The organism is Arcicella sp. BE140 (assembly GCF_031456255.1).
Lineage (GTDB): Bacteria > Bacteroidota > Bacteroidia > Cytophagales > Spirosomataceae > Arcicella > Arcicella aquatica.
On the sequence record NZ_JAVDUE010000024.1, the window covers coordinates 53,323 to 69,273 of the forward strand.

Annotated in this window: 13 protein-coding genes; all 13 read left to right on the forward strand. The window is 31.6% G+C overall.

Annotated features, from left to right (window positions below; genetic code table 11):
* Positions 1-14 precede the first annotated feature (14 nt).
* The 13 genes from J2Y60_RS23480 to J2Y60_RS23540 all read left to right on the forward strand — a co-directional run bounded on the left by J2Y60_RS23480 (position 15) and on the right by J2Y60_RS23540 (position 15,948).
* Entirely contained in the window at positions 15-1,070 is a 1,056-nt protein-coding gene (locus J2Y60_RS23480; RefSeq protein WP_309924372.1) for an acyltransferase, read from the forward strand.
* A 271-nt stretch (positions 1,071-1,341) separates the two neighbouring features.
* Positions 1,342-2,913: an N-acetylneuraminate synthase family protein gene (locus tag J2Y60_RS23485; protein WP_309924375.1), complete on the forward strand. Its 1,572-nt coding sequence runs from the start codon at positions 1,342-1,344 to the stop codon at positions 2,911-2,913.
* Positions 2,914-3,114: 201 nt separating this feature from the next.
* Complete coding sequence (locus J2Y60_RS23490; RefSeq protein ID WP_309924378.1) at positions 3,115-4,275, forward strand: sialidase family protein; 1,161 nt, start codon at positions 3,115-3,117, stop codon at positions 4,273-4,275.
* 323 nt (positions 4,276-4,598) lie between these two features.
* Positions 4,599-4,874: an acyltransferase gene (locus J2Y60_RS24800; RefSeq protein WP_409014249.1), complete on the forward strand. Its 276-nt coding sequence runs from the start codon at positions 4,599-4,601 to the stop codon at positions 4,872-4,874.
* 28 nt (positions 4,875-4,902) lie between these two features.
* Positions 4,903-6,174, forward strand: a complete 1,272-nt coding sequence (locus tag J2Y60_RS23500; RefSeq protein WP_309924383.1) for a hypothetical protein — start codon at positions 4,903-4,905, stop codon at positions 6,172-6,174.
* 24 nt (positions 6,175-6,198) lie between these two features.
* Entirely contained in the window at positions 6,199-7,719 is a 1,521-nt protein-coding gene (locus tag J2Y60_RS23505) for a hypothetical protein (RefSeq protein ID WP_309924385.1), read from the forward strand.
* A 123-nt stretch (positions 7,720-7,842) separates the two neighbouring features.
* A complete protein-coding gene (locus J2Y60_RS23510; RefSeq protein ID WP_309924387.1) occupies positions 7,843-9,189 on the forward strand; it encodes an O-antigen ligase family protein in 1,347 nt (448 codons plus the stop codon).
* A 94-nt stretch (positions 9,190-9,283) separates the two neighbouring features.
* Entirely contained in the window at positions 9,284-10,267 is a 984-nt protein-coding gene (locus J2Y60_RS23515) for a glycosyltransferase family 2 protein (RefSeq protein WP_309924392.1), read from the forward strand.
* Positions 10,268-10,357: 90 nt separating this feature from the next.
* Positions 10,358-11,413 carry a dTDP-glucose 4,6-dehydratase gene (gene rfbB / locus J2Y60_RS23520; protein ID WP_309916371.1) on the forward strand — a complete coding sequence of 352 codons (1,056 nt, stop codon included), beginning with the start codon at positions 10,358-10,360 and terminating at the stop codon, positions 11,411-11,413.
* 90 nt (positions 11,414-11,503) lie between these two features.
* Positions 11,504-12,364, forward strand: a complete 861-nt coding sequence (gene rfbA, locus J2Y60_RS23525) for a glucose-1-phosphate thymidylyltransferase RfbA (protein ID WP_309924394.1) — start codon at positions 11,504-11,506, stop codon at positions 12,362-12,364.
* Positions 12,365-12,433: 69 nt separating this feature from the next.
* Complete coding sequence (gene rfbC / locus J2Y60_RS23530; protein WP_309924396.1) at positions 12,434-12,973, forward strand: dTDP-4-dehydrorhamnose 3,5-epimerase; 540 nt, start codon at positions 12,434-12,436, stop codon at positions 12,971-12,973.
* Between the two features lie 104 nt (positions 12,974-13,077).
* On the forward strand, positions 13,078-13,929 hold the full coding sequence (gene rfbD, locus J2Y60_RS23535) for a dTDP-4-dehydrorhamnose reductase (protein ID WP_309924398.1): 852 nt from the start codon (positions 13,078-13,080) through the stop codon (positions 13,927-13,929).
* Between the two features lie 867 nt (positions 13,930-14,796).
* Positions 14,797-15,948 (forward strand): glycosyltransferase family 4 protein, encoded by a 1,152-nt coding sequence (locus tag J2Y60_RS23540; protein ID WP_309924400.1) that lies wholly within the window; start codon positions 14,797-14,799, stop codon positions 15,946-15,948.
* Positions 15,949-15,951: the final 3 nt, after the last annotated feature.

Genomic DNA, 15,951 nt, shown 5'->3' on the forward strand with positions numbered 1-15,951 from the left:
ATTAGCACACTATTATGAAAAAAAGGTTAGACTTAATTCAAGTTTTTAGGGGCTTGGCTTCAATGTTAGTTGTATTATATCACTTAGTTTCTACGGGTGAAAAATATTTTTCTACGAAGCCTTTTAATGGTTTCTTTGAATTTGGTTGGGTTGGAGTTGATTTTTTTTTTGTGTTAAGCGGGTTTATTATCATGTTTATTCACTACGGTGATATTGTTAACAAAGGAAATTGGCGTCTTTTTCTAAAGAAACGAGCTATTAGAGTTTACCCAATTTATTGGATAGTAGCTACAATAACCTTTGCCATGTATATGATTTTAATGCATGGGAATATGAGAGATGAATTTATCTTCAATATTCATTCCATTGACCACTGGATATATTTAGTTAAACAATATTTATTGGTTTATCAAGAAACGTATTTTGTTTCTGTTGCTTGGTCATTGACTTATGAAATATTATTCTATTTAATATTTGCCTTATGTATTTTTGTAGGCCTTAGAATAGCTAAATATATTGTCGCAATATGGATTGTAATGATTGCTTTAAAATCTATCACACATGCACCCATATTCTCTAGTTTTGTATTTGCACCGGGTAATTATGAATTTTTGTTAGGTTGTTTGGTAGGATACCTTTTTTATAAAAAACAGTTTATAAGTATCACAAAAGCCTTAATATCGTTTAGCTTGATTTTAATACTATTCGTTATTTATTTAAACTATTTTGATTTGACCTCTAATATGTTGATAGCAAAATTGTTTTTTGGGTCATTATCAGCATTAATAATTTGGGCATGTGCATCTATAGATTACCAAAAGGTATACAATGCAGCTAAAATTAAATTGTTAGTAATTATAGGCGATGCTTCTTACTCACTATATTTAATACATCCAATTGTACTTTCTACCCTATGCAGAGTGTTTGCAAAAATTAAATTTCAAACAGCGTTTTCATCTGCAATTAATAATATGTTGTTTTTGATTATTTTTATTTTAACAGTTCTGGCAGGTTTCTTATTCCATTTTTTTGTAGAAAAAAAGGTATTAGCATATTTTTCAAAGAAATAAACTATAGAATAGTATAAATATCGATAAAAATTTATTTTCAAATTATGGTATTAATTTTGCTAGAGATATACAAAACTAATTGTGTATCAATTAATTAACATTCATTTTGTAACTGTTTTTTTTTTTAATAGGTAAGATTTTTATTACTTCTCTACCTAAGATTCAATCATAAGAATTGCTAATAAGAAATTGACTCGACTTGGCAAAAGAAGTAATAGACATACGATATAACACATTATAATAAATTATAAATTCTTCAAAAAGTAAAATTATGGAGGCATTCTCGACCCAAATCAGAAATATATTTTCAAAATCTAAGACCGATAGAGTTTATGTACTTGGTAAAGGAGCAAGTTTAGGGAAAATTGCTAAATCTCAATTAGAAGATGGAGTTGTTATCAATATTAATGATTCAGAGCGCTTTTATGCAGGAGATATTGCTTTAGTACATAGTTTGTGGGCTTATCAAAGTATCAAAGAAAATGGCTTCAAGGCTTCTTATTATATCTCTGATAAGCAAATGCCAGATTCAGTTCCTAGTATGCAAGTATCATATTTCCCAGATACTTATGAAACGACTGAAAGCTATTTATTTTCAGCACATGGTGAAGAACTTTTTATTTCAGATTTTTTGTTTCTTTCAGCTATCCGTCTAGGAGTTGTTATGGCCAAAGAATTAAATAAAAAACTTGACATATATTTTCTAGGTTTCGATTTTGGCAGTGATTCTAACACAACTTTAATTGAAGATTATTCAGGACATAGTCAACAATTCAGAGATGCAGTTCTTCGTACACAAGAAGATACTTTTATCAGAATCAAATCTTATATAGAAACTGACGTTCCTTCAATCAACCTTCTTCATGTTGGTAGAAAACCTTATAGTGATATTTCTGTAGGATTGTTTAACCAAGGGAACTTTAGTGATTTTGCTGAGCATAAAAGTAACAATGACCTTTATTTAGGCGTAAAAGAAAAGATTTTTGCGGGTATTCCAATGGTTGTGGCAGAGCTTACTAATAATCACATTGGTGATGAGAAGCGTCTGAGAACAATGATTAGAATGGCGAAGGATGAAGGAGCTGATATTATTAAAGTACAAAGAAGAGATGTTGATTCATTTTACAGCGAAGCTGAATTAGCAAAACCTTATAAATCTCCATTTGGTAATACCTTAGGTCATTATCGTAGATCAGTTGAGCTAACAGATGATTTATTTAAAGTACTGATTGATGAATGTAGGAAAAATGAAATTTTCTGGTTTACATCAGTTTTAGATAAAAACTCTTACGAATACATATTGCAGTATAATCTTCCACTAATCAAGCTTCCAAGTACAATTTCTAATCATAGAAATTATCTTAAGCATGTGGCAGATACTTTTGATGGTGATATTGTTGTATCAACAGGTTTTACAGATAAAGAATATGAAGAATTTGTATTAAATGAATTTACTACAAACAACAGGTTGCTTTATCTTTTACAATGTACATCATCGTACCCTGCGCCACCAGATGCATGTAATATTGCGGTAATTCGTCACTATAACGAAATACGCCACGAACGTTTCCCTAACATTATTCCAGGTTATTCTAGTCATGACGTAGGGGCATTAGCTTCACAGATGGCAATAAGTGCTGGAGCTTTGATGATTGAAAAGCACGTTAAATTAGGTAACCTTGATTGGGTACACTTTGACAGTGTTGCGTTGGATATCACTAAAGGAGAGCTAAGACAATTTGTTGATGATGTTAAAAAAGCGACGATAATATGTGGTGAAAAAGAAAAGAAAGTTCATGCTAAAGAACACCACAAATATGTTCCTAATGATAAAAGTAATTAAACTTAAAGAGGGTTCTCTTTAATTAAATAAAATAGATGTATAGGTTGTGACCAATCTATACATTTATTAATCTTACTAACTGCTAATTAAAAATTATATATGAAATTATTATTTATAATCTTAACCAGTGCTTTATTACTAAGCTGTACTGAAGACTTATTACTAAGTCAATCTCTTTTAGATACTAAGGTGGAACCAAGTATGGCTATCTACATTGGTAATGAACTAATCAAAAGTCAAAAGACAATTTCAAAAATTGACGCAGAGGTATATGCCCATGATTCAAAACTTTTGATTCACAACGGAATAGGTTATTGTGCTTATTACAGTAATCATACAAGTACTAATGAGGGAGCAGGCGGACAATCCGTTAGACTATCTGTTTTTGATATCAATAACCCTGTTGCTTCCAAAAAAATATATGATGTTTTTGAAGAAAGCCACGTATATAGTACTGTAAAACTAGATAAAAATACACCATGTTATACGCCTGTTTTATTTAAAACAGCAGATGGCAAGATTCGTATTTTATCTAAAATATATGTTAATCATGTTCAGAAATATTATTACAGAGATTTTAATCCAGAAACTGCAACTTTTACAGAACCTCAGGTTTGTAAAATAGGTAATAGTAATTCTAAAGAAGTGAGTGATTTTGATTTATCTAATGTCAAAGGACAAATAAAAAGTTCATTTAATAATAATTATAAGTTGAGTACAGATTACATGTTTGCTACAACAGATCCTGTCATTACTGATGACGGAACGTATATAGGCTTAACATTAGGTAAATTTACAGAAGACTGGAAAACAGATGAAGGCACTACTGTTATTATGAGAACTAAAGACGCTGGTAAATCATTTGAATTCATAGGAACACCATATCCTATTAATATAGTACCGAAATATAATAAGCAAACTGTTGAAGGTGCATTTCTATTTAATAATAGTAATGAAGTATTGATGCTCGGTAGAAATAGTATTGGAGGAATATTTTTAACAAAAAGTATCGATGGCGGAAATACTTTCTCTACGCCATTTAGTCTTAATGATAGTTGTTCTTTTAATAGCGTAGGTAGTAAAATGAGTTTTGTTAAGATTAAAGATGGTTTTTTATCTGCTTGGAATACCAGTGAGAATTTTGGAAAGTACAATGTAAGAACAGTCCTTGAAATTCGATATGGCAAAAACAGTAACGTATGTGGTAATGAAGCCAAAATTATCATTAAAAATGAATTTGGTTGTCATTATCCATCAATTTATAAATATGGAGATAGCTATTACATTACCTATACAACAGATACACGTCGTTTAAATAAAAATAGTACTGGTGAGATTGTATTTGCCAAACTTCCATTTTAAATAATTTGGATTTCATTATGAAAAAAATTAAAAATTTAATTCCTTCAAGCATCAAGCAAGCTTTATACCTTTGGAAGGATTCCTTAGAATGGTTTTTCTTAAATAGGATTATTTCCTCTTTCCCATCTCAAAGAATAAGAATTGCTGTGCTAAATTATATGGGAGCTACCATTCCCAAATCTACAGCTGTTTATGGAGGAAATGAATATAGAAACCCTAAAGGACTTACAATTGGAGAAGGAACAGCTCTAGGTCATAGATGTATATTAGATGCAAGAATGGGGCTAGAAATAGGTGAAAATGTATGTTTTGGTACGGAGGTGATGATTTGGTCCCTACACCATGATTATAATGATTTACATTTTAAAGCAGTCGGTGGAAAAGTAACTATCAAAAAATTCGCTTGGCTTGGCTCAAGATGTATTCTCTTACCGGGCGTAACAATTGGAGAAGGTGCAGTAGTTGCTGCGGGCGCTGTTGTAACAAAGGATGTTCCACCTTATACTATAGTAGGCGGAATACCTGCAAAGCCAATTGCTAAGAGAGAAGAAAAAGAGTATGATTATTCACCAAATGGCTATAAGTTACATTTGGTTTAAATTGATGAATTGAAAACTATAGAGAACTATGCTGGATGATAAGAATTATAAATATTATCAGATTTTAAAACAAAAACTTATTTTTTTAAATGATGGCATCGACTTTAGTAAAGTTTTGGCTCATGACATAGCAAGAGTTGCTTTTAACCAAAGTGATTCAGTCGTATTTAGAGAAATATTATACAATTTCAGCTCTGAAATTGATTTTACTGATCTAAGAAGAGCTATGGAAAATAACAGATTTGTATGTTTATATTCTGTTGATAGAAGTGATTACAGCCATCAAATAGCGCAAACGTTTCAGGGTATTGAAAAATATGAAGCCGTATTGTTAGGAAAGTTGCCAAGAAATAAAACATTCAAGCCTTTCCGAATATTAAAAGCTATTTTTTTTACTTTGTTTAAAGTTGGTCTTGGCCAAGAAAACCTTAGTAATATATTTTTTCTAGCAAGTAAAATAGTATCTTATAAGAATAGCCAAGAATCATTAAAAAAACAATTTAAAGGTTTTGATTATTCAGATAAAACATATGTTTCATTCAATAGTGCTTATACATTTGAAAGCCTGATTACTCAATTTTTTAATATCGCTCAGTGCCCAACGGTATCCCTTTCTCATAGTTTCTTTGTGAATTATAAAAAATTTATTCCATTAGATATTATTAATGCTGAATGTATTACTGCTCAGAAACTTTTAGTTTGGGGAGAAACCTCAAAGCATGATTTAAAAGTAACACATAAAGTACCAGAGAATATTATTGAAATAGCGGGCAATCCGAAGTATGATAAAAAATCAATTAGATTAAAAAATACCTTTAAAAGATGTGTTGTCTTATTAGGTAGAAAAATTTATGAGGATACTAATATTGACATTGTAAAAATCTTGAAAGACTTCCTTTCTATTGAACCAAACGTACAATTCGAACTTAAATTACATTTATCGTTAGATAAAACGTTTTATGAAGGATTATGCGAAGGAAGTAGTATAACAGTAATAGATGGTAAGGAATCGCTTGTTGAATTGTTTGAGAACAAAGGATATGATTTTTCTATTGTTAATAATTCTACAGCATATTATGAAGCATTATATTATGACTTGATTTGTTTTAGATTTCTCCCTGCCGAGAATGAAGCATTTGTTGGTATGGATGATCATTTTAGTGATGCAAATACTTTATTAGAAAGAATTAATTTTTTCAAACAAGCTGATTTGACTCAACTAAATACCAATTTAGAACAATTGTTAAAAGACACTATCGGGATGGGAGTTAATAGGTATAAAGAGATACTAGAGGCCTAGTAAGTAGTAATAAAACTTTGCACAATGAGTAATATAAAAAATATTTTTAGTGGGGTGGCATGGAGTCTTATTTGTAATGTTACAAATGCTGCTTACGGTTTTTTTTCAGTACCACTTTTGTTAACCTATTTTGGTAAAGAAAAATATGGCTTGATAGGAATCGCTATTTCAGTGAATATCTATCTGAAAATCCTTGATATGGGATTTTCATCCGGAAATGTAAAGTTTTTCTCTTCTTACCTCGTCAAGAATGATTATGACGGACTAAGAAAATTATTCCAATCTAGTTTATTATTTTATCTGGTAATCGCTTTTGTAAATGCCTTAGTGCTAGTGAGTTTGAGCTTGTTTTCTTCTCAGATATTTCATTTAAGCGCTACAGATGATGAAATTTTTAAGCAATTAATATATATTCTTATTATAACTTCCTTTCCTGTTTGGGGAGGAAATGTAATGGAACAATTATTACGATCTAATGATTTAGTAGGATGGCAACAAAGAATATTGTTGTTAACTAAAGTGGCTCAGTTAGTAGTATTATTCCTTACTATTTATTTAAAGCTTAACATTATTTCATTTTTTGCACTTAATACTTTGTGTTCTGTTATAAATATTCCTTTTTATGCTAGCAGAATCAATAAATTAAATTTAGGAATATCCTTTTTGCCAAAATATTATAAACAAGCTATGGCGGAAGTATTGCCTTATTGCTTAAGTATTTTTTCTTTTGGGATATTCCAATTTTCTGCTAACTATCTACGACCGGTATTTTTAGGAATGAAGTTGGGTTTAACTAGTGTTAGTGATTATAGGGTAGTAGAGGGTATTGCAAACCTTATATTAATACTAGGTTCTAGTTTTGTAGGTGTTATTTTACCGCATGCTACTAAAGTGCGAGAGCTAGGGGATAAAGAAAGTGAGATGAAAATTGCCATGGATGGAACTAGATATATTACCATTTTTCTAGGCCTAATAGTTTTCGGATTCACGCTTTCTTCCAAAGAACTTATTATTTTGTATGTAGGAGAGAAAAATGCCTATTTAGTACCATGGCTTAATTTATGGGTGTTTTCATTGTTAGGACTACATAACTCAGCATTATCAAGCTTGGTATTGGTTAGTAATTCTTTGCGGACAATTATATATATGTCGGCATTTTCAACGATATTCTCGCTTACACTTGCTTGGTTTTTAATGGATAGTTTTGGGATGGGTGGAGTTATCATTTCATATACCTGTTATGTAGTATTTCAAGTAGCTTATTATTATATTTATTATTATCCAACTAAATTGAAATACAATTCATTTAAGATATTTACTGAATCATTCCTATTTCCCATTGCTGTAATTGGTTTTATTGGAATAGCAGTAAAATGGATATTCTCGATGCAGGTAATAAGCAATATATGGCTACTTATCATTGTAAAAGAATCTGTTTTTGCGCTAATTGCTTTAGTGGTTATTTATCAATTTTTATTTACAAAAAGTGATAAAGAATATATAATTGCTTTTGTTTCTAAATTTTTGAAGAAAGATTTAAAGTAGTTTTCGCATTTGTCCAAATCTTATTGCGTTTTATTTAGATTAAGATTAATAATAGAATAGTTAAATTATACAAAAATGGAGGGATTGCTTATACAGTTATTTGCGTTTTTCATCGTATTTCGCATGTACAAAGCCGAAGGTGTGGATAGACTAGCATGGTTTATGTTTGGTATACTGTTTATCTCGGATAATTTTGTAATGTTTCAAGCATATCCAACTACCTCATCTAGATTTTTTATTTTTTTTTTATTTTTAATACAATTAGTAAAAAGCAAATTTTGGGTAAAAGTAAAATACTTTCCTTTAAAGGCAAGTATATCGTTAATACTCATAGGTTTTTTGATTATTGCTTTATTTGACTCAAGACTTAATCTTAATCTTGTTAAGATTTTAAACAGAAGTTTAGGCTATTTTTTTGATAATTTTTTCGTAATGGTACTAACGTTTATGTTAGTAAGAGACATTAATGATTTTATAAAAATTTATAGAATTATCTTATTCTTTTTCCTTGCCTTTGGTGTATATGGATTTTATAACTATGTAACAGGGAATAATTTTTATTCAGCATTTGTCAGCCATGCTTTCGGTTTTGTTGACTATGCTGAAGTATATACGTCTGGACACGACGGCCGATATCGGATTACCTCATTCACATGGCACCCTATTTACTACGGTTTTCTATTAACAATAGCAATCCTCATGAATATTTTCTTGTTAGGTAACCTATCTTTCAAGAAAACAAATAAAAACCTTTTTATTGCCATCCTATTGATTTCATTAATCAATTTGTTTATGGTTAACTCAAGGACGCCTTTCTTTGCATTCTTAGGAGGAGTTGCGGTCTATTTTATATGGGGACTAGAGTTGGGCAAGAAAATACAAATTGCCTTTATTACAATTTTTGTGATGAATTTAACGATTACTTTCATTCCTCAAGTTAATGATTTTGTAACCAGCTCTTTTGATACTTTTTCTAGTAAAGGCTCTAAACTTGAAGGTAGTTCTGTGGAACTTAGAAATTATCAGCTAGCTTCCTCTGTATTGATTTTTAACAAAAGTCCAATAACAGGAAATGGTTTTTCATACATTGAAGAAAACTTAGGATTTAAAGGGAAAGCAGAAGATAGAGCCAGTGACTCATCTTTTGCAGGATTTGAAAGTTACCTCTATAAACTTTTGATTGAACAAGGCATTGTAGGGATGGTTACTCAACTAATCTTTTCAATAGCGCTTATCTTATATTTAATACGTAATTATCTGCTTGCTAAAAGTAGCTTTGCTAAGAGGCTTGCCATACTCACCTTAGGGATGTTCTTAAGTTTTCTATTATTTATATTCGGAACAGGTGACTTAGGAACCTTTAAAGTCTTTATGGCTATTTTAGGAATTAATATAAAAGGATTGGAATACTTTAAGTATGCAGATAGAAAAAAAGATGATTTTCAATCGGAAAAGTTGATACCTGTATAGTTGACTATAGAAAAAAAACAAATAAGCCGATGTATATTCAATTGAAAAATGGATAATTCTGTAAACAAATTTATACAAATAGATTACAAGTAATATGACAGACACACTAAATGAAAATACTTTAGCTATAGTTATACCTGCGTATAAACACAACTTTCTGAGAGCAACCTTAGAATCTCTTAATCAACAAACCAATAAAAACTTCACGGTATATATAGGAGATGACAACAGCCCAGAAAAATTGTGGGATATCGTTGCTGATTTTACCACTTCATTGAATATTAATTATAAAAAATTCGAGGAAAATTTAGGAGGTAAAGATTTAGTAAGTCATTGGAATAGGTGCATCGAGTTGGTAAAAGAAGAAACATGGATATGGCTATTTTCTGATGATGATTTAATAGGCTTGAATTGTGTCGAAACCTTTTATAAGTATATTGAAAAGAACCCAGCAATAGAATTAGTCCATTTTCCTGTCAAGGTAATTAACCAAGATGGCGTAGAAATAGAGAATTTCGGACATTCCAAGGAATTCCCTCCAGTACTCACATGTGCTGAATTTTATGCTGAAAAAACCAGAGGAAACATTCAAAGCTTCGTAGTAGAATATGTATTTAAACGTACCCTTTTTGAACAGGAAGATGGATTGGTCAATTTTGATTTAGCTTGGTGTGCTGATGATGCCACTTGGGTAAAATTTTCAAGAAAAAGTGGTATTCATACTGTAGAAGGAGCCTACGTTTATTGGAGATATAGTGGACTAAATATATCATCTCTAACGGGTAATCTTTCTGTACTACATAGAAAACTAGAAGCCAAACTGAGTTATGTATCTTGGGTTAATGCGTTTTTTAAAAAGCACGGAATCACAAACACACTTGATAAGGTTTCATTAACAAATTGGTTTTTGCTTGAGGTTAAGGAAAATCGACAATTACCTATTCTGAATCGTTTGAAAATAACATACCATTATACAAATCGCTTATTGGGTATTTTAGGTGCTTTTATTTCTTGCTTATATATTTTAGCATTTTCTGCAAAAAAAGGATTATTATTTGTGAAATCAAGCTATAAATAGATAAAGTAAGTAAGGATAAATGGCTATGTGATTAAGCATCACATATAAAATCAAGAATAGCCTTTAGAGTATTAAAAATTATAACAGTTTATGAAAAAAACGCTTTTAATAACAGGTGGAGCAGGGTTTATTGGTTCTCATGTGGTTCGGTTATTTGTTAATAACTATGCTGATTATACCATTGTCAACCTTGACAAATTGACTTATGCTGGCAACCTTGAGAATTTGAAAGATATAGAAGACAAGCCTAATTATATCTTTGAAAAAGGAGACATCGTTGATGCAGAGTTTATCAATCAACTCTTTGACAAATATCAATTTGATGGTGTGATTCACTTAGCGGCAGAATCACATGTTGATAGGTCAATTGCAGAACCAATGGCTTTTGTAATGACCAATGTGGTGGGTACTTGCAACTTATTGAATGCTGCTAAAAACGCATGGAAAGCATCTGGATATGAAGGAAAACGCTTTTATCATGTTTCTACCGATGAAGTGTATGGAGAGTTACATAACCCAGAAGACTTCTTTACAGAAACCACTCCTTACGACCCACGTTCTCCTTATTCAGCTTCAAAGGCTTCTTCAGACCACTTTGTAAGAGCTTATGGTAATACCTATAAATTGCCCGTAGTAATTACCAATTGCTCTAACAATTATGGACCAAACCATTTCCCTGAAAAATTATTACCATTGATGATTAACAACATCTTGCACAATAAACCATTGCCAGTATATGGAAAAGGTGAAAATGTAAGAGACTGGTTGTTTGTGGTAGACCATGCAAGAGCTATCGATACTGTGTTCCATAAGGGAGTATTAGGAGAAACCTACAATATCGGTGGTTTTAACGAATGGAAGAATATCGACATCGTCAAGTTGGTTTGCAAAACCATGGATAGTAAACTAGGCAGAGAAGAGGGTACTTCTGAAAAATTGATTACTTATGTAACCGACCGTGCAGGTCATGATTTAAGATATGCCATCGATGCTACCAAAATCATGAATGAATTAGGCTGGAAACCTTCCTTACAATTTGAAGAAGGACTTGAGAAAACGGTATCATGGTTTTTAAGCAATCAAGAATGGCTGGATAATGTTACTTCTGGTAATTACCAAGATTATTATAAAAAAATGTACTCTTAAATGGTTTCAAGCGATAGGCTATAAGCAACAAGTATTTTAATACAATTTGCCTGTAGCCTATCGCCTACAGCCTAAAGCTATAAGAAAGATATGAAAGGAATTATTCTGGCAGGCGGTTCAGGTACACGTTTGCACCCTCTTACCCTAGCCGTTAGTAAACAGTTAATGCCTGTTTACGACAAACCCATGATTTATTACCCGCTTTCTATTTTGATGTTGGCGGGCATCAAAGAAATATTAATTATTTCTACTCCCCATGATTTACCTCATTTCAAGAAGTTGTTAGGAGATGGCTCACAGATAGGTTGTAGATTTGAATATGCTGAACAACCACTTCCGAATGGATTAGCACAGGCTTTTGTGATTGGAGAAGAGTTTATTGGTGATGACAAAGTAGCCTTGGTGTTGGGTGATAATATTTTCTATGGTAGTGGTTTGAGTAAATTGTTACAAGCCAACAATGACCCAGATGGTGGAGTAGTATATGCTTATCAGGTACATGACCCAGAGAGATATGGTGTAGTAGAGTTTGATGATGATTTCAATGTACTTTCTATTGAAGAGAAGCCTGTGGCACCAAAATCAAACTATGCGGTACCTGGTTTGTATTTCTATGACAATTCGGTGGTAGAGATTGCCAAGAATATAGCTCCTTCGCCAAGAGGGGAATATGAGATTACGGATGTCAACAAAGAATACTTGAAGCAAGGGAAGTTGAAAGTGGGTGTGTTGAACAGAGGGACGGCTTGGCTGGACACAGGAACATTTGTATCATTGATGCAAGCAGGACAATTTGTTCAAGTGATTGAAGAGCGACAAGGGTTGAAAGTAGGTTGTATAGAAGAGGTAGCCTACAGAATGGGATTCATTGATGAGGTGCAACTCAAGAAAATAGCTGAACCGCTGGTAAAAAGTGGGTATGGAAAATATCTGCTTGGGTTGTTATCTTAGTGCTTAACTGTATTTTAAATATTATTTTTTCTGAAAATTATCAGTGCCCACAGCACATAAATATGTATTATGAAAGTATCTAATGCAGTGCTTAAAGATGTTTTAATCATTGAACCAAGTATTTTTGGGGATGCACGAGGCTTATTTTTTGAGCCTTTCAATAGTATTACTTGGGGCGAGAAAGGTTTGCCAACCAATTTTGTTCAGGATAATCAATCATTTTCTTATAAGGGAGTTTTAAGGGGCTTGCATTTTCAAAAAGGAGATTATGCCCAAGGCAAGCTTGTAAGAGCAATTACAGGTAAAGTGCTTGATGTAGCCGTAGATTTACGTCCTGATTCACCAACTTTCAAGCAATGGGAGTTTTTTGAACTTGATGCCCAGTCGAATAAAATGGTATATATTCCTGTAGGTTTTGCCCACGGATTCTTGGCTTTGGAAGATAGTATTTTTGCTTATAAATGCACAGCAGGCTATAATAAGGCTTCTGAAGGAGGAATTCTTTGGAACGACCCAACTCTTAAAATAGAGTGGCCAGTAGAAAATCCAAATGTATCTGACAAAGATATGGTTCTCCCTACCCTTGAAGAATATTTGGCACAGGCTTAAATCTTACTGTATGAAATGGTATTAATAATTTTTTATTGATACAAAGAATAAAAACCTACAACGCTTGAATTAGGTGTACTTAAATTATATTAAAAGATTCTGATATGAGTATTATTATATTTGGAGGTATTGGCCAGTTGGGACAATGCATCAATAAAGTAGCTGAAAGCCAAAATATAGAAGGAATTATCTATTTAGATGAAATTGAAGGTAATATTTTGGATGTGGAACTTTTAGAGAACCTATTTACTAAGCACAAACCTTCATATGTTGTTAACTGTGCAGCTTATACAGCTGTAGATAAAGCAGAAGACGACGTAGATTTAGCTAGAAAAATCAATAAAACAGGTGCTGCTAACCTAGCAGACGCTTGTGTGGCTCATGGAAGTACTTTAATTCATGTTTCAACGGATTTTGTTTTTGAAGGAAACCTTCCAAAAGCTTTATCTGAAGAAGATGAAGCTACCCCAATAGGTATGTATGGTTTAACGAAACTAGAGGGAGAACAGGATATTATTAACAAGATGTCTGAGTTTTTTATTCTTCGCACTAGCTGGCTGTATTCGGAGTTTGCCAATAATTTTGTAAAAACAATGCTTCGCTTAGGAAAAGAAAGACCAGAATTAGGCATCATAGTTGACCAAGTGGGTACTCCAACATATGGTGTAGATTTGGCTGCCTGTATTCTTCACATCATTACTACTCAAAGCAAAGATTATGGCTTATATAATTATAGCAATGAAGGAGCGATTTCATGGTATGATTTTGCACAAGCAATTTTTGAGTTAGGGGAAGTGTCTGTAAAAGTTAAGCCGTTAAAAACAAGCGAATATCCAACCAAGGCCAAAAGACCTGCTTTCTCTTTGATGGATAAAACTAAAATTAAGCAAGTTTTAGGTATTGAGATACCTTATTGGCGAGATAGCTTGAAAGTTTGTATGGCAGCTTTAGCTTAATTAATAAGACAAGGTATCGACTTAAGAGAAACGTTAAAATAGAAGATAACGCAGTAAAAAATTACCTCTAACCACTTCCGATAAAAACTAATTATTATATCAGTTTTTAGTATCAGTACACATCCATCTTGGTATTTTTCTATGCTAAACCCTAGCCAGTTTTCTATGGGTATTGCTGTGATGCAATGTCCGAAAGGGTTAGCGTAATTTCAGCGTCTAATCCATTTTTGATTGCTGAATTACAAGCAAGCGGTAATAGTAGAATGGAGTCCTGCCAATAATAAAAAGGGAAAGTGAATTAGTAAAATGCTCGTTTGTCAAGTTTTTGATAAAAAAAGATATAATTCATTAAAAAAACTAGTCCTTATTCGAAATAAGAAATATACAAAAACTACATGAATTATTGATAAATGTTTGTGTTAATAATAAAATAATTCTAAGAATAGGATATTTTTAATATTAATTGAAATGATATTAAAATTCAGTATTTTATTGCGAATTAAACAAATAAGGCTTCTTTTTATACCTTCTTATTAAGAATAAACGGAATGTTTGTCTTTAAAGTTGATTAAATAATAACTTTGCAATTTGTATTTTTTTTAGAATATACCTAAATTTGATAAACAATAAATTTATATAGGTAATATAAATACATAATACTGATTTTATAAAAAATAAAATAGCTGAGTTATAGTATAAATAACAAAGTTAGATTTTATATAAGGTTCTAAGAGATTCTTGTAATCAAGAAATATTTTAAGTATTAGTCTTTTTTAGATGAAATTTATTAGCCTAATTAAATGCCTGAGATATTAGGTTTATAGCCTGATGAATAGTAGCTTTTATATATAATAAATTATAACTTTTATGAAGAAAAAAATTATCTATTACACACAGGTTTACTATTTAGATTCAGCCTTAGAATATATTCAAGTAGCCAGTAAAGATTTTGATTTTCATGTATATATTGAAATAACGCCTCATGCGCTGAAAGCGAATATATTTAATATTGATGCTGATTTGACAGAATATCCTCTTGTTATTCCTGTAGAGTCAGTTGTAAAGAAATGGAATATAGAATATATTTCAACATACTTGAAAAATTGCAAATCATGTCAATTTCTCAATTTTAGTTCTCCTAAAAGTTTAGATGTAGACTCGGTGTTCCGAGCCACCAAATCAATAGCAGGCTTATATAAATTACATGCAGATTTTGTTCATTTGGATGATTTTTCAATGAGACAAATAGGGATGCTTCCTTTTTTCCTATTGAAAAAGAATAGTTTAATATTGGATGTCCATGACCCTAAACCACATACTGGTGAAAAAGATATTAAAAAAGTTATTTTTTCTAAGATACTCTATAAACTGACTTCAAAGTACTTGTGTTTGTCAGAATACAGTACCAATATTTTGAAAGGATTATTAGTAGGAAAGAAAGTTTATACAATCAAGTTTTTGCCTTGTAGCGTTTATCAAAATTTTATCAAAAAAGATTCGGAAATCAAAAAAGAATACATCACATTTATCGGTAGAATTTCACCATATAAGGGTATCAACTTATTTATTGATGCTATCAAAAATATTAAGGATGATTCACTGAAATTTATGATAGCAGGCAAGCAAATAGTTGGATTTGATTTGTCAAAGGAAATACCTGATAATATGCCTAATCTGGTTGTAAGAGAAAAGCATTTAAGTAATGAAGAGTTTGTTGATATTGTTCAACGTTCAGTATTAGTAGTTTGTCCTTATTTAGATGCCACACAAAGTGGCGTAGTAATGACAGCCCATGCTTTAGGATGCCCAGTAGTAGTAACTCCTGTAGGTGCATTGCCCGAATACGTTGATGAAGGGAAAAATGGTATTGTCTCAGATGATATGAGCCCTGAAAAACTATTAGAAAGTATCAATAAAGGGTTAAAAGATTTTAATCATTTAAATCAATCACTTGACGATACTTTGTGGACAAATTATGCAGCATCTAATTTAAAAGTAATGCATACGCTCTATAGTTGAGAA